Source organism: Stenotrophomonas sp. JAG2 (assembly GCF_041080745.1).
Taxonomy (GTDB): domain Bacteria; phylum Pseudomonadota; class Gammaproteobacteria; order Xanthomonadales; family Xanthomonadaceae; genus Stenotrophomonas; species Stenotrophomonas maltophilia_AA.
Genome location: NZ_JBEUMH010000014.1, coordinates 1 through 23,319 on the forward strand (window position 1 = coordinate 1; position 23,319 = coordinate 23,319).

Sequence of the window (23,319 nt, forward strand, 5' to 3'; positions counted from 1 at the left end):
ACCCGCGACCTCCGGCGTGACAGGCCAGCATTCTAACCAGCTGAACTACCGCTCCGCACTTGAAACTTTGCAGGCGCTCATTCTATCCGAAGATATTCAGATTGCCCACCCCGAAATACTGCTTTTTTCGAGGTTTTTGTAAAACTGGCGGAGCGGACGGGACTTGAACCCGCGACCTCCGGCGTGACAGGCCAGCATTCTAACCAGCTGAACTACCGCTCCACATTTCAAAACTTTTTACTGGCAGTGCCTGGTGGGTGCTGAGGGTTTCGAACCCCCGACCCTCTCCGTGTAAAGGAGACGCTCTACCGCTGAGCTAAGCACCCCAGCAAGCCGCTTAGTTTACGGCATCCTTCAGGGCTTTGCCAGCCTTGAACGACGGATTCTTCGACGCAGCGATCTTGATGGTGTCGCCGGTCTTCGGGTTGCGGCCGGTACGGGCAGCGCGGTCGCGGACCTGGAACGTGCCGAAGCCCACCAGCGTCACCGCATCACCGCCCTTCAGGGCCTTGGTGACGGAAGCGATGACGGCATCAACGGCGCGGCTGGACTCGGCCTTGGTCAGGTCGGCGGCTTCAGCAACGGCGTCGATCAATTCGGTCTTGTTCATTCTCTACAGCTCCTTTGGCGGGGATTCCGCGGATTCAACATTGAGACACCCGACGACGATACGTCGCCGGATGCCAGTGAAGTTCTCTGTTCGCCGAATTCAGATTTACGCTGACTCGCGAGTGGTGCTTTTATACCAGTGCCCCCCTACCCGCGCAAGCTGAAAAGCCAATAACGACGCGGGTTTCGGGCAGTTGGACAGCGCGCGTCAATGCTTGACGCGCGTGGTGGAAGCTGTCTTGGACTTGCCACGTACCGTGACGCGTTGCCCATCTTTCTTGGGCTTCGGCGCGGTCAGCGGCGTCTCCAGCGCCAGGTCGAGCACTTCCTCGATCCACTTCACCGGCACGATCTTCAGATCACGGGTGACATTGGCGGGGATATCGGCCAGATCCTTGCGGTTCTCCTCGGGGATGATGACCGTGGTGATCCCGCCACGCAGCGCCGCCAGCAGCTTCTCCTTGAGGCCGCCGATGGCCGTGACGCGGCCCCGCAGGGTGATCTCGCCGGTCATCGCGACTTCGGCCCGGATCGGCACCTTGGTCAACGTGGACACCAGCGAGGTCACCATGGCGATACCCGCGCTGGGACCGTCCTTCGGGGTGGCGCCATCGGGCACGTGGACGTGCACGTCGTGCTTCTGCAGGAACTCGTTGTCGATGCCCAGCCGCTCGGCACGCGAACGCACCACCGACAGGGCCGCCGAGGCGGACTCCTTCATCACGTTGCCGAGCTGGCCGGTCAGGATCAGCTGGCCCTTGCCCGGCACCAGCGTGGATTCGATCTGCAGCAGGTCGCCGCCCACTTCGGTCCAGGCCAGGCCGGTGACCAGGCCCACTTCGTTCTGTTCTTCCGCACGGCCGAAATCGACACGGCGCACGCCCAGGTACTTGTCCAGGTTCTTGCCGTTGACCACCACCAGCGCCTTCTTCTTCGCGCTGGCCTTCTTGCCGGCCTTGGCCGGCTTCGCAGCCTTGGCCGGCGCGACCGGACCAGCGAGCGCGATCTCCTTGACCACCTTGCGGCAGATCTTGGCGACTTCGCGCTCAAGGTTGCGCACGCCGGACTCGCGCGTGTAATAGCGCACGATGTCCTGGATGGCGTCCGCCTCGATCTCCAGCTCTTCCGGCTTCAGGCCGTTGGCCTTGATCTGCTTGGGCACCAGGTAACGCATGGCGATGTTGAGCTTCTCATCCTCGGTGTAACCGGGGATGCGGATCACTTCCATGCGGTCCAGCAGCGGGCCGGGGATGTTGAGCGAGTTGGAGGTCGCCACGAACATCACTTCGGACAGGTCCAGGTCCACTTCCAGGTAGTGATCGTTGAACGCGTTGTTCTGCTCGGGATCAAGCACTTCCAGCAGCGCCGAGGACGGATCGCCACGGAAGTCCATCGACATCTTGTCGATCTCATCCAGCACGAACAGCGGGTTCTTGCTGCCCACCTTGTTGAGGTTCTGCACGATGCGGCCCGGCATCGAGCCGACGTAGGTACGACGATGGCCGCGGATCTCGGCCTCGTCGCGCACGCCACCCAGGCTCATGCGCACGAACTTGCGGTTGGTCGCCTTGGCGATGGACTGGCCGAGCGAGGTCTTGCCCACGCCGGGCGGGCCCACCAGGCACAGGATCGGGCCCTTCATCTGCTTCACGCGCGACTGCACCGCCAGGTATTCCAGGATGCGGTCCTTGACCTTGTCCAAGCCGAAATGATCGGCGTCCAGCGTGTCCTGCGCGGCCTTGAGATCCTTGCGGACCTTGCTGCGCTTCTTCCACGGCACGCCCAGCAGCCAATCCAGGTAATTGCGCACGACGGCGGCTTCGGCGGACATCGGCGACATCTGCTTGAGCTTGTTGAGCTCGGCCTTGGCCTTGGTCTCCACCGGCTTGGGCATGCCCGCCTCGGCGATCTTGCGGGCCAGCTCGTCCATCTCGCCCGGCGCATCGTCCAGGTCACCCAGTTCTTTCTGGATGGCCTTCATCTGCTCGTTGAGGTAGTACTCGCGCTGGCTCTTTTCCATCTGCGACTTCACGCGGCCGCGGATGCGCTTTTCCATCTGCTGCACGTCGATCTCGCCATCGACCAGGCCGACCAGCATTTCCAGGCGGTCGCCGATCTGCAGCGTTTCCAGCAGGCGCTGCTTGTCGGCCAGGCGCACGCTGATGTGCGCGGCGATGGTGTCGGCCAGGCGCGCGGGCTCGTCGATGCCGGCCAGGGTCTGCAGCAGCTCCGGCGGCAGCTTGCGGTTGGTTTTGACGTACTGCTCGAACAGCGACATCAGCGAACGGGCGATCGCCTCGATCTCGCGCGGCTCGCGCGACTCGTCCGATTCGATTTCCATGCCCACGCCGTGCAGCGAGCCATCGCGCTCGGTCACTTCGGTGACGTTGACGCGCGACAGGCCTTCGACCAGCACCTTGATGGTGCCATCGGGCAGCTTCAGCAGCTGCAGCACCTGGGCGAGCGTACCGACCTGGTACAGATCGGCGGCGGACGGATCATCCGTCTCGGCGGACTTCTGCGCGAGCAGCAGGATGCGCTTGTCCGCCTCCATCGCCTGCTCCAGCGCATGCATGGACTTGTCACGGCCGACGAACAGCGGAATGACCATGTGCGGGAACACCACCACGTCACGCAGCGGCAGTACCGGCAGGTCGAGAGTCTCAGTTGGGGAACGGGCCATGTGGGCTCCAGTGGAACAGTGGGGATGGCCTCCGGGCGCCTCGCCCGGATACAAAAAAAGCCGATGGCCTCGTTATGGGGCCATCGGCTTCTAGATGCAAGCTGTTCTGAAAAATTTCTTTCAATTCAATTACTTGAACTGATTATTCAGCACCAGCCGCCTTCTGTTCAGGCGCCGGCGGCGTCTGGTAGATCAGGTACGGTTCGGACTTGTGTTCGATCACCGATTCGTCCACCACCACCTTGCTGACGTTCTCTGCCGAGGGCAGGTCATACATGGTGTCCAGCAGGACCGATTCGACGATCGTACGCAGGCCACGGGCACCGGTCTTGCGCTTGAGTGCCTTGCGGGCAATGGCGGCCAGGGCGTCCGGACGGAACTCCAGCTCGACGTGCTCCATCTCGAACAGCTTCTTGAACTGCTTGGTGATGGCGTTCTTCGGCTCGGTCAGGATCCGCACCAGGGCGGCCTCGTCCAGCTCTTCCAGGGTCGCCACGACCGGCAGGCGGCCAACGAACTCCGGGATGAGGCCGAACTTGATCAGATCTTCCGGCTCGACTTCCGCCAGGATCTTGCCCACTTCCTGCTTGCGCTCGGAACTCTTCACCTTGGCACCGAACCCGATGCCGCCCGAATCGTTGGAGCGCTGCTGGATCACCTTGTCCAGGCCGGCAAACGCGCCGCCACAGATGAACAGGATGTTCTTGGTGTCCACCTGCAGGAATTCCTGCTGCGGGTGCTTGCGACCGCCCTGCGGCGGAACGCTGGCCACGGTGCCTTCGATCAGCTTCAGCAGGGCCTGCTGGACGCCTTCGCCGGACACATCGCGGGTGATCGACGGGTTCTCGCTCTTGCGCGAGATCTTGTCGATTTCATCGATGTAGACGATGCCCTGCTGCGCCTTCTCGACGTCGTAGTCGCACTTCTGCAGCAGCTTCTGGATGATGTTCTCCACGTCCTCGCCCACGTAACCGGCTTCGGTCAGCGTGGTGGCGTCGGCCATGGTGAACGGCACGTTGAGCAGGCGGGCCAGGGTCTCGGCCAGCAGCGTCTTGCCCGAACCGGTCGGGCCGACCAGCAGGATGTTCGACTTCGCCAGTTCGACCTCGTCGTTCTTCTGACGGCTCTCGATGCGCTTGTAGTGGTTGTATACGGCCACGGCCAGGGTCCGCTTGGCGCGGTTCTGCCCGATCACGTACTGGTCCAGGACCTCGAGGATCTCGCGCGGCTTGGGCAGCGAACTGCGGGCCGACTGCGCCTTCTCCTCCAGCTCCTCACGGATGATGTCGTTGCACAGCTCGACGCATTCATCGCAGATGAATACGCTCGGACCCGCAATCAGCTTGCGCACCTCATGCTGGCTCTTTCCGCAGAAGGAGCAGTAGAGGATCTTGCCGGTGTCCGTGGAACGACCTTGGCGGTCTTCGCTCATGCTTCGCTTACCCAGTTACCCCACCCGACTGAACGGGGGTTCGATTCGAGAATAGCACAGGGTCAGGAGGACGCCAGTCCTGCCCGACCCGGTGGAAACAAGCCGGTTTCCCGGCCTGGTACAACCTTACGCCGGCTGGATCGACTCTTCCGGACGACGCTCCAGGACCTGGTCGACCAGGCCGTAGGCCACCGCATCGACCGCGCTCTTGAAGTTGTCGCGCTCGGTATCCCGGGCGATGGTCTCCAGCGACTGGCCGGTGTGCTTGGCCAGCACTTCGTTCAGGCGCGAACGCAGGGTCAGGATTTCCCGGGCATGGATGTCGATGTCCGAGGCCTGGCCCTGGTAGCCGCCCAGCGGCTGGTGGATCATCACGCGCGAATTCGGCAGCGCATAGCGCTTGCCGGCCGCGCCCGATGCCAGCAGCAGGGCGCCCATCGAGGCCGCCTGGCCGACGCAGATGGTGCTCACGTCCGGCTTGATGTACTGCATGGTGTCGTAGATCGCCATGCCGGCGGTGACCACGCCACCGGGCGAGTTGATGTAGATGCTGATGTCCTTTTCCGGGTTGTCCGCTTCCAGGAACAGCAGCTGCGCCACCACCACGTTGGCCATGTGATCGTCGATCGGGCCCACGAGGAAGATCAGACGCTCTTTCAACAGGCGCGAATAGATGTCATAGGCGCGCTCGCCGCGGCTGGTCTGTTCGACCACCATCGGAACCATGTTCAGGGCTGTGGTTCGGTTGTCCATTAGTGAGGCACCTATTTTGGGGGGAACGACCCCGCGCCGGGGCGCGGGGCGTAAAACGCGGGCCGCTTACTGGCGGATCGCGTCCTGGAACGACAGCTTCTCTTCGGTGTGCTGGGCGCGCTCGGCGATCCAATCGATCACCTGCTCTTCCATCACGCGATTCTGAAGCCCAGTCATCAGCTGGGGGTCATTGCGGTACATCTCAATGACCTGCTCCGGCTCTTCGTAGGTCGAGGCGATCAGGCGCATGGTTTCATTCAGGCGCTTCGGGTCCAGGCGCAGGTCGTTCTTGCGGGCCACTTCACCGACCAGCAGGCCGACCAGCACGCGCTTGGCGGCGGCGTCCTTGAAGCCTTCATGGGCGTCGGCCGGGACGTCGCCCGGGTTGCGGCCGCTGCGGCGGATCTGCTCGATCTGCTGGGCCAGCATGGCGCGGGCTTCGTTCTCGACCAGGCGCGGCGGCATTTCCACCGAGGCGTAGGCTGCGATCAGCTGCTCACCGACTTCGCGGCGCAGGCGGTTCATCAGGGCACCCTTGAGCTCACGCTCCAGGTTGGCGCGGATGTCCTTGCGGAACTGCTCGACGTCGCCGCCCTTCACGCCAAAGCTCTTGATGAACTCGGCATCCACCTCCGGCAGCACCGGCGCGGACACGTCCACCGCCTTGACGGTGACCTTGACCTGCTTGCCCGCCAGCGCGGGAACGCGCCAATCGGCCGGGAACTCGACGTCCAGGGTCTTTTCTTCACCGGCGGCCAGACCGACCAGGCCCTGCTCGATCTGCTCGAACATCATGCCCTGGCCCACGATCACGCTGCCCTTTTCGGTGCCTTCGGCCGGCAGGCGCTCATCGCCGGCCTGCGACCAGGTTTCCAGGGCGACCAGATCGCCGTCCTGGGCGCCACGGGTGACCGGGCTCCAGCTGCGGCGCTGCTCGCGCAGGTTGGTGATCATCTGGTCGATGTCGGCGTCGTTGATCTCGGCGGTGTGGCGGACCACGGTCAGCTTGCTGACGTCCACGTCGCCGAAGTCCGGCACCAGCTCGACGGTGGCCACGAAGGACAGCTCGCCCTCGCCCTTGTCGATGCGCGGGGTACCGGCGATGCGCAGTTCGTGCTCGCGCAGGGCGGCATCGAAGGTTTCACGCAGCAGGCCGTCGACGGCTTCGCTGCGGACCTGCTGGCCGAAACGCTGCTCGATCACCTTGGCCGGCACCTTGCCCGGGCGGAAGCCCTTGATGCGGGTGGTGCGGGCGATCTCGCCCAGACGGCCGCTGATGTGCGTCTGCAGACGGTCTTCCGGCAGCGAGAAGGTCAGGCGGCGTTCCAGATTGCCAGTGGATTCGATCGAAGCTTGCATGTTGACTCCTGCCACCGGCGGCATGGGCCCCGGCACGATGTGATGGATGAAACGGGTTTTGGACGCGGGGTCGTGGACGCGCATGCCCGCCGCAGCCCTGTAGTTTCGCCGATAAACGCCAGCGCCGCCAGCGCGGGCCGAGAACGTCCGGGGCCACCAGGGGCCCAGCATGTGGCCGTCTCCCCGATCCGGGACGTGCCCATGGTCATGGTGCCGGCGAAAACGCCCTGCACTGGTGCGAAAGGGGGGACTCGAACCCCCACGCCTTGCGGCACTGGAACCTAAATCCAGGGCGTCTACCAATTCCGCCACTTTCGCGAGTTTTCCACTCAGGCGCGCATTGTTGCAGGCCCGGGCCGAAAGCAGAAGCGCCGGAAAGAAAAAAGCCGCTTGGCGGACCAGGCGGCTTCTGTCTTGGTGGGGTAGCTGCTGCGCATTCGCGCTGCAGCCCCACGATTTGCTGCGCAAATCGCGGGCCCCTCTTATCAGCCCCCACATCCCCGCGGCTTCGCCGCGCCCCCTTGACTCAAGGGGGCTCTTCTCCAGCCTGCGTCAACGCCTGTCGGACAAGAAAAAAGCCGCCTGGCGGACCAGGCGGCTTCTGTCTTGGTGGGCTGTCAAGGATTCGAACCTTGGACCTATTGATTAAGAGTCAACTGCTCTACCAACTGAGCTAACAGCCCGAAAATCGGGAGGCGAATTATGCAGGGTTTCCTGCACGCGACGCAAGCGTTTTGTTTGAATGGAGGGCGAATGGCGTCTGAGACGCACAGCGACCAGCCTGCTCAACACGATGTCTCGAACAAGAAAAAAGCCACCGGGCGGACCCGATGGCTTCTGTCTTGGTGGGCTGTCAAGGATTCGAACCTTGGACCTATTGATTAAGAGTCAACTGCTCTACCAACTGAGCTAACAGCCCTGAAAACTCAGGCGCACATTGTAGCGTGTGTGCTGCCTTTTGCAACCCTGATTCACTTTCGGTGAACCAGTTTGAATCAGTGGGGTGGCTGAGGGGACTCGAACCCCCGACCACCGGAATCACAATCCGGAACTCTAACCAACTGAGCTACAGCCACCACTGAAAACCTTTGTCTCCTACCGCTTGCACCGGATGGTGCGCCCGACAGGAATCGAACCTGTAACCGCCGGCTTAGAAGGCCGGTGCTCTATCCAGTTGAGCTACGGGCGCTCGGTCCGGATTGTCGCACTCCAATCCCGATTTGAGCAGCGGGCTTGGTCGGGGTAGAGGGATTCGAACCCCCGACATCCTGCTCCCAAAGCAGGCGCGCTACCAGACTGCGCTATACCCCGGCGGTTTGTTTCCCTCCGGGGTTCCCCCCGAAAGAGCCGCCTATTGTGGGAATCGGTGTGGCATCTGTCAACGGTTTTCACACATCAATTCACATCCCGTCATCGCCGATGGCGGCTTGGGCTATGCTCGGGTCAGCGGCCGGATGGCCGAACCCCTACCCCTTCAAGGAGATTGGCAATGCGCAGCGGCAATCCCGCACTTTCCGAGTCGACCTTCCTCGACCTGGCCAGCGGCTCGGTCGTGGCCCGCCCCGACCAGGTGATGACCATCAACGGCACCGTCAACAAGACCGGCCTGCTGTTGCTGCTCACCGTGCTGACGGCCGCGTTCGCCTGGAGCCAGTCGATCAACGCCGATGGCCTGCCCACCCCCAGCGCGATGCTGTACACGCTGGTCGGTGCGATCGGCGGCCTGGTGCTGGCCCTGGTGACGGTATTCAAGAAGGAATGGTCGCCGGTCACCGCGCCGATGTACGCGCTGGTGGAAGGCCTGTTCCTCGGCGCGATCTCGGCGATGTTCAATGCCAAGTTCCCCGGCATCGTGATGCAGGCGGTGATGCTGACCTTCGGCACCCTGTTCGTGATGCTGGCGGTTTACCGCAGCGGGCTGATCAAGGTCACCGAGAACTTCAAGCTGGGCGTGGTGGCCGCGACCGGCGGCATCGCGCTGCTGTACCTGGCCTCGTTCGTGCTGAGCTTCTTCAACATCAACGTGCCGATGATCCACGAAGGTGGCTGGCTGGGCATCGCCTTCAGCCTGTTCGTGGTGGTGGTGGCGGCCTTGAACCTGGTGCTGGATTTCGACTTCATCGAAACCGGTGCCGAGGCGCGCGCGCCGAAGTTCATGGAGTGGTACGGCGCGTTCGGCCTGATGGTTACGCTGGTGTGGCTGTACGTGGAATTCCTGCGCCTGCTGTCCAAGATCCAGCAGCGCTGATCCACGCACCCGCAGTGACATGACGAAGGCGCCGCAAGGCGCCTTTTTCATGCCTCCGCCGCGTGTCGCGACACAGGCAACAGGCAACAAAAAAGCGGGACGCCGAAGCGCCCCGCTTTCTGGACAACCGACCCGCGCGCTTACAGGCGGCTGGCGATGGCCTGGGCGAAGCCCATCGTGTTGCCGGTGCCGCCCAGGTCGCCGGTCAGCGAATCCTTGGCTTCCAGCGTGGCCACGATGGCCTTGCGCAGGCGCTCGGCGTTCTCGACCTGGCCGACATGGTCCAGCATCTGTGCGGCGGCCAGCAGCAGCGCGCACGGATTGGCCTTGCCCTGGCCGGCGATGTCCGGTGCGGTGCCGTGCACGGCTTCGAAGATCGCCGCGTTCTCACCGATGTTGGCACCCGGGGCCAGGCCCAGGCCGCCGACCAGACCGGCGCACAGGTCGGAGATGATGTCGCCGAACAGGTTGGTGGTCACGATGATGTCGAACTGTTCCGGACGCATCACCAGCTGCATGCAGCAGTTATCGACGATCATCTCCTGGAACTCGATCTCCGGGTACTTGGCCGCCACTTCGCGGGCCACGGCCAGGAACAGGCCCGAGGTCGACTTGATGATGTTGGCCTTGTGCACGGCGGTGACCTTCTTGCGGCCGGTGCTGCGGGCCAGCTCGAAGGCATAGCGCACGATGCGCTCGGAGCCCTTGCGGGTGATGCGGGTGCCGGAGAAGGCGGTCTCGCCATCGGCCGAGACTTCCTGGCCTTCGGCGAGGTACGCGCCTTCGGTGTTCTCACGGACGGTGATCAGGTCCACGCCGTCGCCGAAACGCGACTTGGTGTTCGGGAACGAGACGGCCGGACGCACGTTGGCGTACAGATCGAAGTGGCGACGCAGGCTGACGTTGATCGAGGTGAAGCCACCGCCGACCGGCGTGGTCAGCGGGCTCTTCAGCGCGATCTTGTTGCGTGCGATCGACTCCAGGGTGGAGGCCGGCATCAGATCGCCGTGCTTTTCCAGCGCGACCAGGCCCGCGTCGGCGTCTTCGTATTCAAAGCCGGTGTCCAGCTTGCCGAGCACGAACAGGGTAGCGTCCATGATCTCCGGGCCGATGCCGTCACCGCGGATGACCGTGATTTTCTGCGTCATTGATGTGTATTCCGAACCGAGGGGGAGCGCCGTCCGTGAGGTGCGCGAAGCGCGGGCGCAAGGGAAGTTTCATCGGCAATTATGCCTTAGCCGGGCCAGACGTCCCAACTAGACCATTGGCGCAGCCCGGCAAAGGCACAATTGCCCGCGCATTCCTCCTCTACCCCGCGCCGTTGGCGCGCCCCCTTCAACAGAAGGGGGCTCTTCTCCAGACACGCCATCGGTAGCGCCGGCCGCTGGCCGGCAACCAGGGGCGGCTGAACGATGGGTAGCCACCGACCGTTGGTCGGTGGGAACGGGGTCTCGAACATGAACGGCGCACTGCTGGGGCGCGGACATCGCTGGGACGCCGAAGCAGCCGACCAACGGTCGGCTTCTACCGGGGTGGGGCCATCACGGCCCCGACCTCAATGCTCGTGAACGGCTGGCGCTTCGGCGCCGCCTTCGAGCTGGTCCAGGAAATCCACGGCGCGGCGCAGGTGCGGGATCACGATCGAGCCGCCGACCACCAGGCCCACGGAGAAGGTCTCGAAGAACTCCTCGCGGGTCACGCCGGCGTCCTTGCACTGGGCCACGTGGTAGCTGATGCAGTCATCGCAGCGCAGCACCATCGAGGCGACCAGGCCCAGCAGCTCCTTGGTCTTCACGTCCAGGGCGCCGGCCTGGTAGGTCTGGGTATCGAGCGCGAAGAAGCGGCGCACGACCTGGTTGGGTTCGCCCAGGATGCGCTGGTTCATGCGCTGGCGGAACTCGGTGAATTCGGCGATGCGGTCCTTGCTGCCGTCGTCGGCCGCGCTCATGCCGGGTCCTGCCCGGCCAGCAGCGGCTCCAGCTTGCCGGCGCGGTGCAGGGCCATCATGTCGTCGTAACCGCCCACATGGACCTCGCCGACGAAGATCTGCGGGACGCTGGTGCGCCGGGTCTTGGCCATCATCTTCTCGCGCTCGACCGGGTCGAGGTCGATCCGGACCTCGGTCCAGTCGCGGCCCTTGCTCTTCAGGAAGTTCTTGGCGGCCACGCAGTACGGGCACACCGCGGTCGAGTAGATGGTGATGGCGGGTGCGCCACCGGGGGTGGAAACAGCATCTTGGCTCACGGGAAACTCCACAGCGGAACGTTGGTCTGTATATGGTAGCGGTCCGCTGGATTTTCCACGTCACCGTCGCAACACTGTGGTTTAACTGCAGGTTGCCGTCGCTCTGTCACGCTGTCGCCCGCCTTCCCCCCAGGAGCTTCGTTTGCGCCCCTTGCTGCTCTCCGCCGCGTTGACCCTGGCCCTGGCCGTGCCGCTGGCCGGGGCGCAGGAAAACAAGCTGCCGGACATCGGCTCCTCGGCCGGCGAGCTGCTGACCCCGGCCCGGCAGGCCGAGTACGGCGGGATGATGCTGCGCGAACTGCGCAACTACGGCTATCTGCTCGACGACCCCCTGGTCGATGACTGGCTGCAGACCATGGGCGCCCGGCTGGGCTCCAACAGCGCCCAGCCGCGCCAGTCCTACACCTTCTTCATGCTCAAGGACCGGCAGATCAACGCCTTCGCGACCCTGGGCGGCTATATCGGCGTGAACGCAGGCCTGGTGCTGACCGCCGAACGCGAAGACGAGGTGGCCGCGGTGCTGTCCCACGAAATCGCCCACGTCACCCAGCAGCACGTGCTGCGCGGGGTCGAGCGCGCCCAGCGCGACCAGATCCCGATCCTGCTGGGCATGCTCGCCGCGATCGTGGCCGCGCAGCAGGCCGGCGGCAACTCCTCCGGCGACGCCACCATGGCCGCGATCACCTCCGGCATGGGGCTGATGCAGCAGCGCCAGATCAACTACACCCGGTCCAACGAATCCGAGGCCGACCGCCTGGGCATCCGCACCCTGGCCCGCAGCGGCTACGACGTGGATGCCATGGCCGGCTTCTTCGAGCGCATGTCGGCCTCGATGCGCGGCAACCAGGGCGGTTACAGCGTCCCCGACTTCCTGCAGACGCACCCGGTCACGACCACCCGCATCAGCGAGGCCAAGGCCCGCGCCGAGCAGATGAAGAAAGACACGGTGCTGCTCACCACGGAAGTGCCCGGCGGGGTCCGCCAGGAGCGGGTCAACCCGGCCGATCCGGCGCTGTCGGACCCACTGGTTCGGCGGAGCAACCCGTTGCTGCCCGCCTCCATGCAGATTTCGGTCAATTCCCTCAGCCGCGGCAGCACCGGCCAGTTCGAATGGGCGCGCGAGCGCCTGCGCGTGCTCAGTGCAGACACGCCTGGTGATGTGATCCGTGAGTACGAGAGCCTGCAGCGCGCGCAGAAAAACGGGCTGACCGAGCCCCAGCGCTACGGCCTGGCCCTGGGCCGGCTGCGCAACAGCGCGGCCGCCCAGGCCAGCCGCGACCTGGGCGAGCTGCTGCGCGACCACCCTGACAATGTCTGGGTGGCGCTGGCGCTGGGTGAGGCGGAGTCGCGCAGCGGCCAGCCGGCGCAGGCCAACGCCCGTTTCGAAACCCTGATGCGCCAGCACCCGGGCAGCCGGCCGGTGGCGCTGACCTATGCGGCCATCCTCAATGAACAGGGCGGACGCGAGGCCGGCCAGCGCGCGCAGGCGATGCTGCGCCCGATGCTGTCGCAAAGCGGCAATGATCCGGTCTTCCAGCAGCGGTTCGCCCGCGCCAGCGAGCTGGCCGGCGACACCACCCGGGCCAGCGAGGCCTACGCCGAGGCCGCCTTCCTGAGCGGCCGCCCGGAACAGGCCCTGATCCAGCTGCAGGCGCTGAAGCGGCAGCCGAACCTGGATTATGTCGGCCGCGCCCGTGTCGATGCCCGGATCGAGAGCATCACCCCGACCGTGCTGGAGATGCGCCGCCAGGGCGTCGACGACCCGGAGCTGGACCGCCGCTGAGGGCCATCCGGCACCTCGTCACAAACCTGTCATGAAACCGTAGTCTACTGGGCTCAATCCCGATCTGATGAGTAATACGGTGGGCATGTGCAGAAACGCATCCTGATCGTCGATGACGAACCCGCGATCCGCGAAATGGTCGCCTTTGCCCTGCGCAAGGGCGATTACGACCCGATCCATGCCGGCGACGCCCGCGAGGCGCAGACCGCCATTGCCGATCGCGTCCCGGACCTGATCCTGCTGGACTGGATGCTCCCGGGCACCAGCGGCCTGGACCTGGCCCGGCGCTGGCGCAAAGAAGCCCTCACCCGCGAGGTGCCGATCATCATGCTGACCGCGCGCGGCGAAGAGAACGACCGCGTCGGTGGCCTGGAAGCCGGTGTCGACGACTACGTGGTCAAGCCGTTCTCGGCGCGCGAACTGCTGGCCCGCATCCGTGCGGTGATGCGCCGTGCCCGCGACGATGACGAAGACGGCAGCGTGGCGGTCGGTACGATCCGCATCGATGGCGCCGCACACCGCGTCTTCGCCGGCGACCAGCCGGTACCGATCGGTCCGACCGAATACCGCCTGCTGCACTTCTTCATGACCCATCCCGAGCGTGTCTACACCCGTGCCCAGCTGCTGGACCACGTGTGGGGCGGCAGCGTGTACGTGGAGGAGCGCACCATCGACGTGCACATCCGCCGCCTGCGCAAGACGCTGGAGCCGTTCGCCGCGGAGAACATGGTGCAGACCGTGCGTGGCGCCGGCTACCGGTTCTCCACCTCGACCTGAGTCTCGCCGGGCCGGAACCGGGCGCGCATGCCGGTTCCGGCCACTCCTGCTATAACCTTGGATCGATTCCGAGGCCCGCACTTTCTGCGAGACCGCAATGCCCCGCCACATCCGTTCTGCCTGGTTGAAAACGCTGGCCACCCTCGCCGCCCTGCTGCTCGCGGCCGGCTTGCTGGGCCTTGCGGTCGGACATGTCTGGATGTGCATCGCGCTGGCCTCGATCGGTGCGCTCGCCTGGCATTACTGGCGGTTGCGCCGGGTGCTGCGCGGGCTCACCGCGCGCCATCGCTGGGACATGGGTGACGGCACCGGTGTGTGGAACGAACTGGACCGCCTGCTCTACCGCAACCAGTGGGAAATGCGCACGCGCAAACGGCGCCTGCTGGACATGCTGCGCAGTTATCGCGCCGCCGCCGCAGCCCTGCCCGACGCGGTGGTGGTGGTCGACCGCAACAGCCAGCGCGTGCAGTGGTTCAACGAATCGGCCACCTCGCTGCTCGGCCTGCACCATCCGGGCGATCTCGGTGAAGCGCTGGTCGAACGCCTGCAGCCGATGCCGCTGGCGCACTGGCTGGCCGGTGGCCGCAACGCCGAACCGATCCTGGATGTGCCCTCGCCGGTCGACCCGGCGATCCGCCTCAACCTGCGCCTGATCCCCTACTCGCCCGACTACTGGCTGCTGATCGCGCGCGACGTCAGCAAGCTGCTGCGGCTGGAGCAGGTGCGCCGCGACTTCGTCGCCAACGTCTCGCATGAACTGCGCACGCCGCTGACCGTGGTGCACGGTTACCTGGACATGATGGATCCGGAGGACTTCCCCGGCACGGGCCCGATGCTGGAGGAAATGCGCAAGCAATCCCAGCGCATGGCGCAGCTGGTCGAAGACCTGCTCACCCTGTCGCGGCTGGAGTCGCAGGAACACACCGAAGCCGAAGCCGTGGCGATGACCCCGATGCTGGCCACGCTGCGCCGCGAAGCCGAAGCGCACAGCCAGGGCCGCCACCAGATCAGCATCATCGACACCGCCGGCGTGGACCTGCAGGGCTCCAACAAGGAACTGCACAGCGCGTTCTCCAACCTGGTCACCAACGCGGTGCGCTATACGCCCGCCGGGGGCCGCGTGGAAGTCGAGTTCGCGCGCGAAGGCGATGGCGTGGTGCTGTCGGTGCGCGACACCGGCTACGGCATCCCGGCCAATCATCTGCCGCGCCTGACCGAACGCTTCTACCGCGTCTCCAGCAGCCGCTCGCGCGAGAGCGGGGGCACCGGGCTGGGGCTGTCGATCGTCAAGCACATCCTCGGCCTGCACCATGCCCGCCTGGAGATCCAGAGCGAGGTGGGTAAAGGCAGCACGTTCTCCTGCCATTTCGATGCCGACCAGGTGCGTGCGCGCTCCGAGGCCGTCTCCCTTCCTTCTTCTGAAGACTTTTCCGCATGAGCACTCCTGTTCCCGTCGCCGTGCCTGTGGACGGCGATCCGCTGCGCGATCCCGCGCTGTACATCAACCGTGAACTGTCCCAGCTGGATTTCAATTTCCGCGTGCTGGCCCAGGCCATGGACCCGCAGGTGCCGCTGCTGGAGCGCCTGCGCTTCATGTGCATTTCCTGCACCAACCTGGATGAGTTCTTCGAAATCCGCGCGGCCGCGGTGCGCCATGCGCAGGAGTTCGGCCTGCCGCCCGCACCGGATGGCATGACGCCGCAGGCGATCCTCAACGCGATCCACGACCGCGCCGCGCAGCTGGTCGACCAGCAGTACCGCTGCTGGAACGAGACCCTGCGCCCGGCGCTGCACGAGGCCGGCATCGACGTGCTCGGCCGGCACTCCTGGAACCACCGCCAAAAGCGCTGGCTGCGTGCGTACTTCCGCAACGAGATCATGCCGGTGCTGTCGCCGCTCGGGCTGGATCCGTCGCACCCGTTCCCGAAGATCCTCAACAAGTCGCTGAACATCGTGGTGGTGCTCAAGGGCACCGACGCGTTCGGTCGCGCCGGGCATCTGGCGATCGTGCGGGCGCCGCGGTCGCTGCCGCGCATCATCCAGCTGCCGGAAAAACTCGGCGGCCCGCAGACCTTCGTGTTCCTGTCCTCGGTGCTGTCGACCTTCGTCGATGAGATGTTCCCGGGCATGGAAGTCCAGGGCGCTTACCAGTTCCGCGTGACCCGGAATTCCGAGCTGGTGGTGGACGAGGAAGAAGTCGAGAACCTGGCCCTGGCGCTGCGCGATGAACTGGTCGACCGCGGCTACCGCCCGGCGGTCCGGCTGGAGATCGCACAGGACTGCCCGCGCGACATCGTGCGCACTCTGCTGCAGAACTTCGGCCTGACCGAGAACGCGGTCTATCGCATCGATGGCCCGGTCAACCTCAACCGCGTGATCCAGCTGTACGACGTGATCCAGCGGCCGGAACTGAAGTATCCCTCGCTGAGCCCGCGCGTACTGCGCGACAGCGATGGCATCTTCGAGATCGTCGCGCGCCGGGACGTGCTGCTGCACCATCCCTTCGATGCGTTCACCGCCGTGCTGGATGTGATCAAGCAGGCCGCGGTCGACCCGAACGTGCTGGCGATCAAGCAGACCCTGTACCGCACCGGCAAGGATTCGCTGATCGTCGATGCGCTGATCCAGGCCGCACGCAATGGCAAGGACGTCACCGTCGTCGTCGAGCTGCGTGCGCGCTTCGATGAGGAAGCCAACCTCGGCCTGGCCGACCGCCTGCAGGAAGCCGGTGTGCAGGTCGTCTACGGCGTGGTCGGGTTCAAGACCCACGCCAAGATGCTGCTGATCGTGCGCCGCGAAGGCCGCAAGCTGCGCCGTTACGTGCATCTGGGCACCGGCAACTATCACAGTGGTACCGCACGGGCCTACACCGACCTGAGCCTGATCACCGCCGATCCGGACATCGGCAACGATGTGCACCTGCTGTTCCAGCAGCTCTCCGGGCTGGCCCCGCGGATGAAGCTCAAGCGCCTGCTGCAGTCGCCCTTCACCCTGCACCCGGGCCTGCTGCAGCGGATCGAACGCGAAACCCGCCTGGCCGCCAGTGGCCGTCCGGGGCGGATCATCGCCAAGATGAACGCGCTCAACGAACCGCAGATGATCCGCGCCCTGTATGCGGCCTCGCAGGCCGGCGTGCAGATCGACCTGATCGTGCGCGGCGCGTGCACGCTGCGACCGGGCGTCCCCGGCGTGTCGGACACCATCCGGGTGCGCTCGATCGTCGGCCGCTTCCTGGAGCACAGTCGGGTCTACTGGTTCGGCAACGACGGCGCCTCGGAGCTGTTCTGCGCCAGTGCGGACTGGCTGGAGCGCAACCTGCTGCGCCGGGTCGAGACCTGTTTCCCGATCCTGGATCCGGAGCTGGCGCGCAAGGTCTACCGCGACGTGCTGCAGAACTACCTGGACGACAACCTCAACGCCTGGGAACTGCAGGCCGACGGCAGCTACATCAAGTGCACGCCGGGCCATGACGAGCCGCCGCATGCGGCGCAGATGGCCCTGCTGCAGGGCCTGTAGGTACCGACCGTTGGTCGGTACGCGTTGATTGCCTTGCTCGGTACGCGTTGATTGCCCTGGTCGGTACGTTTTTGCGTGCCGACCAACGGTCGGCACCTACCGGTTCTGCCGTTTGCCGGGCAGCCGCCTGCCCCTTCGATGCGACCGGTCGTCGCAGCCGGCCCATGTGAAGGGCGCGCGGTGACGCGAGGCCCCACCCTTCGGCTAACATTCGCAAATGCCGCATACCTCCACGACTCCGCCCGCTTTGCAGGATGGCGACCTGCTCGCCGCCATCGACCTGGGATCCAACAGTTTCCACATGGTCATCGCGCGATACACCCTCGGGCAGTTGCGGGTGGTCGACCGCCTGCGCGAGACCGTGCGCATGGCCGATGGCCTGGATGGCAAGGGCGGCCTGTCCGCCGAGGCCCGCCAGCGCGCGCTGGAATGCCTGGCCCGGTTCGGCCAGCGCATCCGCGCGATCCCCTCGGTGCGGGTCCGCGCCCTGGCCACCAACACGGTCCGCCAGCTGCGCTCGCCGCAGGCTTTCCTGATGCCGGCCGAAACCGCGCTCGGGCATGCCATCGAAGTGGTCAGTGGCCGCGAAGAGGCGCGCCTGATCTACCTGGGCGTGGCCCATGCGCAGCCGCCCAAGCCGGACCAGCGCCGGCTGGTGATCGACATCGGCGGCGGCTCGACCGAATTCATCATCGGCCAGGGCATGCAGACCCTGGAGCGCGAAAGCCTCCAAGCCGGCTGCATCGCCAGCACGCGGCGCTTCTTCCCCGGCGGCAAGCTGAGCAAGAAGCGCTGGAAGGATGCGCTGACCGAAATCGGCGCGGAGTTCCAGCAGTTCGCCAACAAGTACCGCGCCCTGGGCTGGCACGAAGCGCTGGGCTCGTCGGGCACGCACAAGGCGATCAGTGAAATCTGCGCCACCATGAAGCTGAGCAAGGGCGCGATCACCGCCGAAGCCCTGCCACAGCTGCGCGATGAACTGCTCAAGGCCAAGCGCATCGAGGACATCGACCTGCCCGGCCTGTCCGCCGATCGCCGCCCGATCATCGCCGGCGGCATCCTGGTGCTCGAAGCGGCCTTCCAGGCGCTGGGGCTGCAGAAGCTGCTGGTCAGCAAGGCGGCCATGCGCGAAGGCATCCTGTACGACATCCTCGGCCGCGCCAGCGAGAACGACCTGCGCGACGAGTCGGTCGCCGCGCTGACCCAGCGCTACGGCATTGATACGGTCCAGGCCGACCGCGTGGAAAGCACGGCCATGAACCTGCTCGCCCAGGTCGAGGAAAGCTGGCAGCTGGACCCGGACGATGCGCGCATGCTGGGTTGGTCCGCGCGCCTGCACGAGCTCGGCCTGATGATCGCGCACAGCGGGTATCACGTGCACGGCAGCTACGTGCTGGAGAACTCGGACATCGCCGGGTTCTCGCGGCAGGAACAGCAGCTGCTCGCCGCACTGGTGCGCAGCCATCGCCGCAATATTTCCAAATCCGCCTTCGACGCGCTGCCCGAGCGCCTGCTGCAGCCGGCACGGCGCATGACCGCGCTGCTGCGCCTGGCGGTCCTGCTCAACCGTGCGCACGAGGACACGCCGATGCCGGCGCTGGAACTGACCGCGGATGACGCTCGGCTGTCGCTGATCCTGCCGCAGGCGTACATCGATGCGCGCCCGCTGCTGCGCGCGGATCTGATCGGCGAAACCGAGGGCATGGCGGGGCTCGGCGTACAGTTCCGCCCCTTCGTCGCGTGACCGCGTGACTGACGCGGCCCTGCGGGGCCGTGAGGCTGCCGGCCAGGGAGCGGCGTCATGCCGGCGTCATACGGCGGTCATGTCGGCTACATCGCCCGGCCCCAGCATGCATGGCATACCGGAGGCCCGCCATGCGCTATGCCATCGTCACCGAAACCTATCCCCCTGAAGTCAACGGCGTTGCGTTGACCGTGCAGGGCCTGGAACTGGGCTTGCGCGCCGCCGGCCACCAGGTCGATCTGGTCCGCCCGCGGCAGTCATCGGATGTCGATGCGGCCGAGGGCACCGTCCTGGTCACCGGTGCCAACCTGCCGCGCTATCCCGGCCTGCGCTTCGGCCTGCCCGCGCCGTCCCGCCTGACCCGCCAATGGCAGCAGCAGCGCCCGGATGCGATCTACATCGCGACCGAGGGCCCGCTGGGCTGGTCGGCCCTGCGCACCGCACGCCGGTTGGGAATTCCGGTCGCCACCGGCTTCCATACCCGCTTCGACGAATACCTCCCCGACTACGGCGTGGCCTGGCTGCAGGCCGCCGCCCTGCGCTGGATGCGGCGCTTCCACAACCAGGCCGACGCGACCCTGGTGCCGACCCAGGAACTCCAGCAGTTCCTCGGCGAACAGGGCTTCGACCGGGTCCGCCTGCTGGCACGCGCGGTGGACAGCAGCCAGTTCGAGCCCGAGCGCCGTGACCCCGCCCTGCGCGAGGAATGGGGCATCGATGGCAACGGCTTCGCCGCGATCTACGTTGGCCGCATCGCGCCGGAGAAGAACCTCGGGCTGGCGGTCAAGGCGTTCCGCCGGCTGCAGCAGGTGCGGCCCAAGGCGCGCTTCGTGTTCGTCGGCGATGGCCCGGCGCGGGCCAAGCTTGCCCACGACAACCCGGACTTCATCTTCTGCGGCGTGCAGCGCGGCGATGCGCTGGCGCGCCACTTCGCCAGCGGCGATCTGTTCCTGTTCCCCAGCCGCAGCGAGACCTTCGGCAACGTCACCCTGGAAGCGATGGCCAGCGGCGTGGCCACGGTCGCCTTCGACTACGGCGCCGCCCGCGAGTACCTGCGCACCGATGACAACGGCATCGCCGTGAACGACGACACCGAATTCGTGACCGCCGCCGTGCAGCTGGCCGGCGATGACGCCCTGCGCCACCGGCTCGGCCGCAACGCCGCCACCGCGATGAAGCGGCTGCATCCACAGCAGGTGGTGGCCGAGTTCGATGCCCTGCTCGCCGAACTGGCCCAGGCCCGGAGGCCGCATGCCGACCACGCCGCTTGATGCCCTGCGCGGGCACGAAACGCGCTGGTGCCGACGCGCCAACCACTACTGCCGGCGCCGCCGTGTCCGGCATGCCTTTGCGGTGATCAGCCGCCTGGGCGATGGCGTGTTCTGGTACGCACTGATGGCCGGGCTGGTGCTGCTGGACGGCTTCGATGGTCTGCGCGCCTCGCTGCACATGGCCGCCACCGGCCTGATGGCCCTGCTGCTGTACAAGGGGCTCAAGCGCTGGACGCGACGCCCGCGTCCGTTCGCCGCCGATCTGCGCATCCGTGCCTGGGTGGCGCCGCTGGACGAGTTCAGCTTCCCGTCCGGGCACACCCTGCATGCGGTGTCCTTCACGATCGTGGCGCTCGCCTACTACCCGTGGCTGGCACCGCTGCTGGTGCCGTTCACCGCGCTGATCGGGGTGTCGCGGGTGGTGCTGGGCCTGCACTATCCCAGCGATGTGCTGGCCGCGACCGGGATCGCCGCGTTGCTGGCCGCCGCCAGCCTCCAGTGGCTGCCGTTGTAGCGGCTGTCGCCGCGCCCCTTTGAATCAAGCGGGCTCTTCACCCTGCAGCGATGCCTCGTCCCGTGATCCCGTTTTACAATATGGGCATGACCACGCTGTTCATCTCCGATCTGCACCTGGACCCGAGTCGTCCAGCCATCACCGACCTGTTCCTGGCCTTCCTGCGCGATGAAGCGATGCAGGCCGATGCCCTGTACATCCTGGGCGATCTGTTCGAAGCCTGGATCGGCGATGACACGCCCTCCCCGGCCGCCGATGCGGTGGCGATCGCGCTGCATGCCGTGGCCGATGCCGGCGTGCCGGTGTATTTCATCCGCGGCAACCGCGATTTCCTGGTCGGCGAGGACTACGCGCGGCGCGCGGGGTTCACGATCCTGCCCGACCCGAGCGTCATCGATCTGTATGGCCGCCCGGTGCTGCTGCAGCACGGCGACCTGCTGTGCACGGACGATGTCGCCTACCAGCAGTTCCGCGCGCAGACCCGCGATCCGGTGTTCCAGGCGCAGTTCCTGTCGCAGCCGCTGGCCGCGCGCATCGCGTTCGCACAGAAGGCGCGTGACGCCAGCCAGGCGCGGCAGTCGGAAATGAAGCAGGGCGACCGCGCCCAGTTCGAAACCGTCACCGACGTTGCCCCCGCGGAAGTCGATGCCACCTTCGGCCGCTATGGCGTGGACACGATGATCCACGGCCACACCCATCGCCCGGCCATCCATCCACTGCAGGCCGGCGGCCGCGACTGCACCCGCATCGTGCTGGGCGACTGGTACGAGCAGGGCTCGGTACTGCGCGTCACGCCGGAAGGCTGGACGCTGGACGCGCTGGCCGGCTGATACCCGCGACGGCGCACGGCCGCCGCGGGGAGGCGCAGATCAGCGGAACGCGGCCACCGCCGCCTTGGTGTTGACCAGGACGCGCTGGTTGTCGGCACTGCTGGCAATGCCCGTCGGGATCCCGTTGTACGTGATGTTCGGGTTGGACCAATAGTTCAGGCGCGGGCAGCTGCGGGTGCAGTTGTAGGCCATGATCGTGCGCCAGCCGGTGCCGGTCGCCGGCTCGTAGCGGTACCCGTGGCCGTAGGCATACGGCGACGTGCTGGAGTCGGTGGCGATGTCATGCCGCGCGCTCTGCAGATGGCCGATCTCGTGCGCGAAGGAGTAGTAGCCGGTGGCGCAGTCCCAATGCACCGCCGCAAACGCGGTGGCCGCGGTGGAGCCGATGCCCGAGGCCAGCCCGCACGAGCTGGCGTTGTTGATCACCAGCACGGCGACATCGGCGCGGGTGGTGTTGCGGCTGGCGTGGATGCTGTCCATCACGCCATCGCTGGTGTTGCGGAAGCGCGCCAGATCGGTGGAGAAACTGCTGGACTCGGCATAGCTGGTGGTCTCGTACCCGGCCAGCTGCAGGGTGATGCCGACATTGCTGTTGCTGTAGCCCTGGTTGGACTCCGCCACGGCCAGCTGCACCAGCGACTGCATGTTGCCGCCATAGGCCGCGACCGCACCGTTGGTGGCCACCACCAGCACACGGATGGTGGCCGGGGTGCCTGAAGAAGCCGCGGCGATACCGGCCCGGTCACCGGCCGGCATCGCGATGGTGGGCAGGCTGTTGTAGTCGGCCGGATGGTCGGCCGGCATGCGCGCCTCATCCACTTCCACCAGCACATGCCGCCCATCGCTGACCGGACGCAGCCGGTACAGCTGGCCGTCCCTGCGGATCGAGCCGGTCACCGTGTCGCCGTTGCGCACCAGGATCACCGAGTTCATCGGATCCGGGGCGCCGGCCTTGAGCAGCCGTGCGCCGGCGCGCGTGCCGATCTGGCCGTACCAGATGCTGCCGCCGTCGGCGAGCGTCTCCACCCGGCTCTGCAGGGCCTGCACCGGCTGCCCCAGCAGTTCAAACTCCAGTTGTTTCTGCGCCGACACCACCGCCGCCGCATCCACGCGCACCTCCTGCACCGCGCTGGTCGACGGCGCGCCCATCAGCGCCTGCAGGGCGGGTTGCTGGGCGGTGCCGGCCCGGGTCAGCACCGTGACCGGCTCGAACAATGGGGCGGCGGCGGCGCCACCGGCGCCCAACAGACACAACGCGATCACACCTGCGGCCTTGCTCATCGAACTGGACATCATGTCGCCTCTCTTTGAGTGAAAAACGGAGTGGAGTCGGTTTGCTGCAATCCGCCGGGCGAGCCGGCCTGCCCATCTGGCGCGACGCGGTCGTGTGAATTCAATAGCAATTGCAGATGGGATTCCGGAACTGTGATCGACCGCATCTTGGTTCAGGGAGGTCATGACGGCCCGCCGGTGCTGTCGCGGCGCGTGGATTCCGCGCTACCTTAGCCAGGCATCCTCGGGGAACAGGGACGACATCGCGGTGGCAGCTACCCAAC

The 23,319-nt window shown here is 66.1% G+C and carries 18 protein-coding genes and 8 tRNA genes; 9 read left to right on the forward strand and 17 right to left on the reverse strand.

Annotated elements, in window-relative coordinates; translation table 11 throughout:
* Positions 1 to 145: 145 nt before the first annotated feature.
* The 13 genes from AB9O74_RS16065 to AB9O74_RS16125 all read right to left on the reverse strand — a co-directional run bounded on the left by AB9O74_RS16065 (position 146) and on the right by AB9O74_RS16125 (position 8,147).
* Positions 146 to 222: transfer RNA gene (locus AB9O74_RS16065), tRNA-Asp, on the reverse strand.
* Between the two features lie 29 nt (positions 223 to 251).
* Positions 252 to 326: transfer RNA gene (locus AB9O74_RS16070), tRNA-Val, on the reverse strand.
* 11 nt (positions 327 to 337) lie between these two features.
* Positions 338 to 610, reverse strand: coding sequence for an HU family DNA-binding protein (locus AB9O74_RS16075; RefSeq protein ID WP_019185801.1), 273 nt, complete (start codon positions 608 to 610; stop codon positions 338 to 340).
* Between the two features lie 207 nt (positions 611 to 817).
* Positions 818 to 3,292, reverse strand: coding sequence for an endopeptidase La (gene lon / locus AB9O74_RS16080; protein ID WP_176990735.1), 2,475 nt, complete (start codon positions 3,290 to 3,292; stop codon positions 818 to 820).
* 142 nt (positions 3,293 to 3,434) lie between these two features.
* On the reverse strand, positions 3,435 to 4,724 hold the full coding sequence (gene clpX, locus AB9O74_RS16085; protein ID WP_019185803.1) for an ATP-dependent Clp protease ATP-binding subunit ClpX: 1,290 nt from the start codon (positions 4,722 to 4,724) through the stop codon (positions 3,435 to 3,437).
* A 126-nt stretch (positions 4,725 to 4,850) separates the two neighbouring features.
* Complete coding sequence (gene clpP, locus AB9O74_RS16090) at positions 4,851 to 5,477, reverse strand: ATP-dependent Clp endopeptidase proteolytic subunit ClpP (protein ID WP_369349923.1); 627 nt, start codon at positions 5,475 to 5,477, stop codon at positions 4,851 to 4,853.
* A 66-nt stretch (positions 5,478 to 5,543) separates the two neighbouring features.
* Positions 5,544 to 6,836, reverse strand: coding sequence for a trigger factor (tig, locus tag AB9O74_RS16095; protein WP_179460886.1), 1,293 nt, complete (start codon positions 6,834 to 6,836; stop codon positions 5,544 to 5,546).
* Positions 6,837 to 7,069: 233 nt separating this feature from the next.
* Positions 7,070 to 7,154 (reverse strand) — tRNA-Leu (locus AB9O74_RS16100).
* A 289-nt stretch (positions 7,155 to 7,443) separates the two neighbouring features.
* A tRNA-Lys gene (locus AB9O74_RS16105) sits at positions 7,444 to 7,519 on the reverse strand.
* 160 nt (positions 7,520 to 7,679) lie between these two features.
* A tRNA-Lys gene (locus AB9O74_RS16110) sits at positions 7,680 to 7,755 on the reverse strand.
* 80 nt (positions 7,756 to 7,835) lie between these two features.
* Positions 7,836 to 7,912 (reverse strand) — tRNA-His (locus AB9O74_RS16115).
* Positions 7,913 to 7,948: 36 nt separating this feature from the next.
* A tRNA-Arg gene (locus tag AB9O74_RS16120) sits at positions 7,949 to 8,025 on the reverse strand.
* 45 nt (positions 8,026 to 8,070) lie between these two features.
* A tRNA-Pro gene (locus AB9O74_RS16125) sits at positions 8,071 to 8,147 on the reverse strand.
* A 178-nt stretch (positions 8,148 to 8,325) separates the two neighbouring features.
* On the opposite strand from AB9O74_RS16125, the gene AB9O74_RS16130 reads away from it, so the two are divergent.
* The gene (locus tag AB9O74_RS16130) at positions 8,326 to 9,084 is read left to right on the forward strand and encodes a Bax inhibitor-1/YccA family protein (protein ID WP_369349924.1); all 759 of its coding nucleotides are present in this window, start codon (positions 8,326 to 8,328) and stop codon (positions 9,082 to 9,084) included.
* Between the two features lie 140 nt (positions 9,085 to 9,224).
* Here the strand turns inward: AB9O74_RS16130 and AB9O74_RS16135 are convergent, their stop codons facing one another.
* The 3 genes from AB9O74_RS16135 to grxC form a co-directional block, all read right to left on the reverse strand.
* Positions 9,225 to 10,232, reverse strand: coding sequence for an isocitrate dehydrogenase (locus AB9O74_RS16135; RefSeq protein ID WP_176990731.1), 1,008 nt, complete (start codon positions 10,230 to 10,232; stop codon positions 9,225 to 9,227).
* Positions 10,233 to 10,639: 407 nt separating this feature from the next.
* Positions 10,640 to 11,032 (reverse strand): carboxymuconolactone decarboxylase family protein, encoded by a 393-nt coding sequence (locus AB9O74_RS16140; protein ID WP_019185812.1) that lies wholly within the window; start codon positions 11,030 to 11,032, stop codon positions 10,640 to 10,642.
* Positions 11,029 to 11,328, reverse strand: coding sequence for a glutaredoxin 3 (gene grxC, locus AB9O74_RS16145; RefSeq protein ID WP_019185813.1), 300 nt, complete (start codon positions 11,326 to 11,328; stop codon positions 11,029 to 11,031). Before grxC ends, AB9O74_RS16140 begins: the two co-directional genes overlap by 4 nt.
* Positions 11,329 to 11,470: 142 nt before the next feature.
* On the opposite strand from grxC, the gene AB9O74_RS16150 reads away from it, so the two are divergent.
* From AB9O74_RS16150 to lpxH, 8 genes are all read left to right on the forward strand, one after another.
* A complete protein-coding gene (locus AB9O74_RS16150; RefSeq protein WP_176990730.1) occupies positions 11,471 to 13,111 on the forward strand; it encodes a M48 family metalloprotease in 1,641 nt (546 codons plus the stop codon).
* 87 nt (positions 13,112 to 13,198) lie between these two features.
* Positions 13,199 to 13,888 (forward strand): phosphate regulon transcriptional regulator PhoB, encoded by a 690-nt coding sequence (gene phoB / locus AB9O74_RS16155; RefSeq protein ID WP_123728486.1) that lies wholly within the window; start codon positions 13,199 to 13,201, stop codon positions 13,886 to 13,888.
* Positions 13,889 to 13,985: 97 nt separating this feature from the next.
* Positions 13,986 to 15,326 carry a phosphate regulon sensor histidine kinase PhoR gene (phoR, locus tag AB9O74_RS16160; protein WP_369349925.1) on the forward strand — a complete coding sequence of 447 codons (1,341 nt, stop codon included), beginning with the start codon at positions 13,986 to 13,988 and terminating at the stop codon, positions 15,324 to 15,326.
* Positions 15,323 to 17,404 carry a polyphosphate kinase 1 gene (gene ppk1 / locus AB9O74_RS16165; RefSeq protein WP_176990728.1) on the forward strand — a complete coding sequence of 694 codons (2,082 nt, stop codon included), beginning with the start codon at positions 15,323 to 15,325 and terminating at the stop codon, positions 17,402 to 17,404. The genes phoR and ppk1 overlap by 4 nt, the downstream gene beginning before the upstream one ends.
* A 217-nt stretch (positions 17,405 to 17,621) precedes the next feature.
* The gene (gene ppx / locus AB9O74_RS16170; protein WP_176990727.1) at positions 17,622 to 19,148 is read left to right on the forward strand and encodes an exopolyphosphatase; all 1,527 of its coding nucleotides are present in this window, start codon (positions 17,622 to 17,624) and stop codon (positions 19,146 to 19,148) included.
* A gap of 131 nt (positions 19,149 to 19,279) precedes the next feature.
* Positions 19,280 to 20,419 (forward strand): glycosyltransferase family 1 protein, encoded by a 1,140-nt coding sequence (locus tag AB9O74_RS16175; RefSeq protein ID WP_176990726.1) that lies wholly within the window; start codon positions 19,280 to 19,282, stop codon positions 20,417 to 20,419.
* Positions 20,400 to 20,933, forward strand: a complete 534-nt coding sequence (locus AB9O74_RS16180; RefSeq protein ID WP_369349926.1) for a phosphatase PAP2 family protein — start codon at positions 20,400 to 20,402, stop codon at positions 20,931 to 20,933. Before AB9O74_RS16175 ends, AB9O74_RS16180 begins: the two co-directional genes overlap by 20 nt.
* Positions 20,934 to 21,019: 86 nt before the next feature.
* Entirely contained in the window at positions 21,020 to 21,763 is a 744-nt protein-coding gene (gene lpxH, locus AB9O74_RS16185) for a UDP-2,3-diacylglucosamine diphosphatase (protein ID WP_176990724.1), read from the forward strand.
* A 39-nt stretch (positions 21,764 to 21,802) separates the two neighbouring features.
* On the opposite strand, the gene AB9O74_RS16190 is transcribed toward lpxH, so the two are convergent.
* Positions 21,803 to 23,059, reverse strand: a complete 1,257-nt coding sequence (locus AB9O74_RS16190; protein ID WP_176990723.1) for a zinc-dependent metalloprotease — start codon at positions 23,057 to 23,059, stop codon at positions 21,803 to 21,805.
* Positions 23,060 to 23,319 lie beyond the last annotated feature (260 nt).

Bases quoted from the DNA above. Each gene is read 5' to 3' on its own strand.
- AB9O74_RS16075 (WP_019185801.1), bottom strand. From the start codon at position 610: ATGAACAAGACCGAATTGATCGACGCCGTTGCTGAAGCCGCCGACCTG.
- lon (WP_176990735.1), bottom strand. From the start codon at position 3,292: ATGGCCCGTTCCCCAACTGAGACTCTCGACCTGCCGGTACTGCCGCTG.
- clpX (WP_019185803.1), bottom strand. From the start codon at position 4,724: ATGAGCGAAGACCGCCAAGGTCGTTCCACGGACACCGGCAAGATCCTC.
- clpP (WP_369349923.1), bottom strand. From the start codon at position 5,477: ATGGACAACCGAACCACAGCCCTGAACATGGTTCCGATGGTGGTCGAA.
- tig (WP_179460886.1), bottom strand. From the start codon at position 6,836: ATGCAAGCTTCGATCGAATCCACTGGCAATCTGGAACGCCGCCTGACC.
- AB9O74_RS16130 (WP_369349924.1), top strand. From the start codon at position 8,326: ATGCGCAGCGGCAATCCCGCACTTTCCGAGTCGACCTTCCTCGACCTG.
- AB9O74_RS16135 (WP_176990731.1), bottom strand. From the start codon at position 10,232: ATGACGCAGAAAATCACGGTCATCCGCGGTGACGGCATCGGCCCGGAG.
- AB9O74_RS16140 (WP_019185812.1), bottom strand. From the start codon at position 11,032: ATGAGCGCGGCCGACGACGGCAGCAAGGACCGCATCGCCGAATTCACC.
- phoR (WP_369349925.1), top strand. From the start codon at position 13,986: ATGCCCCGCCACATCCGTTCTGCCTGGTTGAAAACGCTGGCCACCCTC.
- ppk1 (WP_176990728.1), top strand. From the start codon at position 15,323: ATGAGCACTCCTGTTCCCGTCGCCGTGCCTGTGGACGGCGATCCGCTG.
- ppx (WP_176990727.1), top strand. From the start codon at position 17,622: ATGCCGCATACCTCCACGACTCCGCCCGCTTTGCAGGATGGCGACCTG.
- AB9O74_RS16175 (WP_176990726.1), top strand. From the start codon at position 19,280: ATGCGCTATGCCATCGTCACCGAAACCTATCCCCCTGAAGTCAACGGC.
- AB9O74_RS16180 (WP_369349926.1), top strand. From the start codon at position 20,400: ATGCCGACCACGCCGCTTGATGCCCTGCGCGGGCACGAAACGCGCTGG.
- lpxH (WP_176990724.1), top strand. From the start codon at position 21,020: ATGACCACGCTGTTCATCTCCGATCTGCACCTGGACCCGAGTCGTCCA.
- AB9O74_RS16190 (WP_176990723.1), bottom strand. From the start codon at position 23,059: ATGATGTCCAGTTCGATGAGCAAGGCCGCAGGTGTGATCGCGTTGTGT.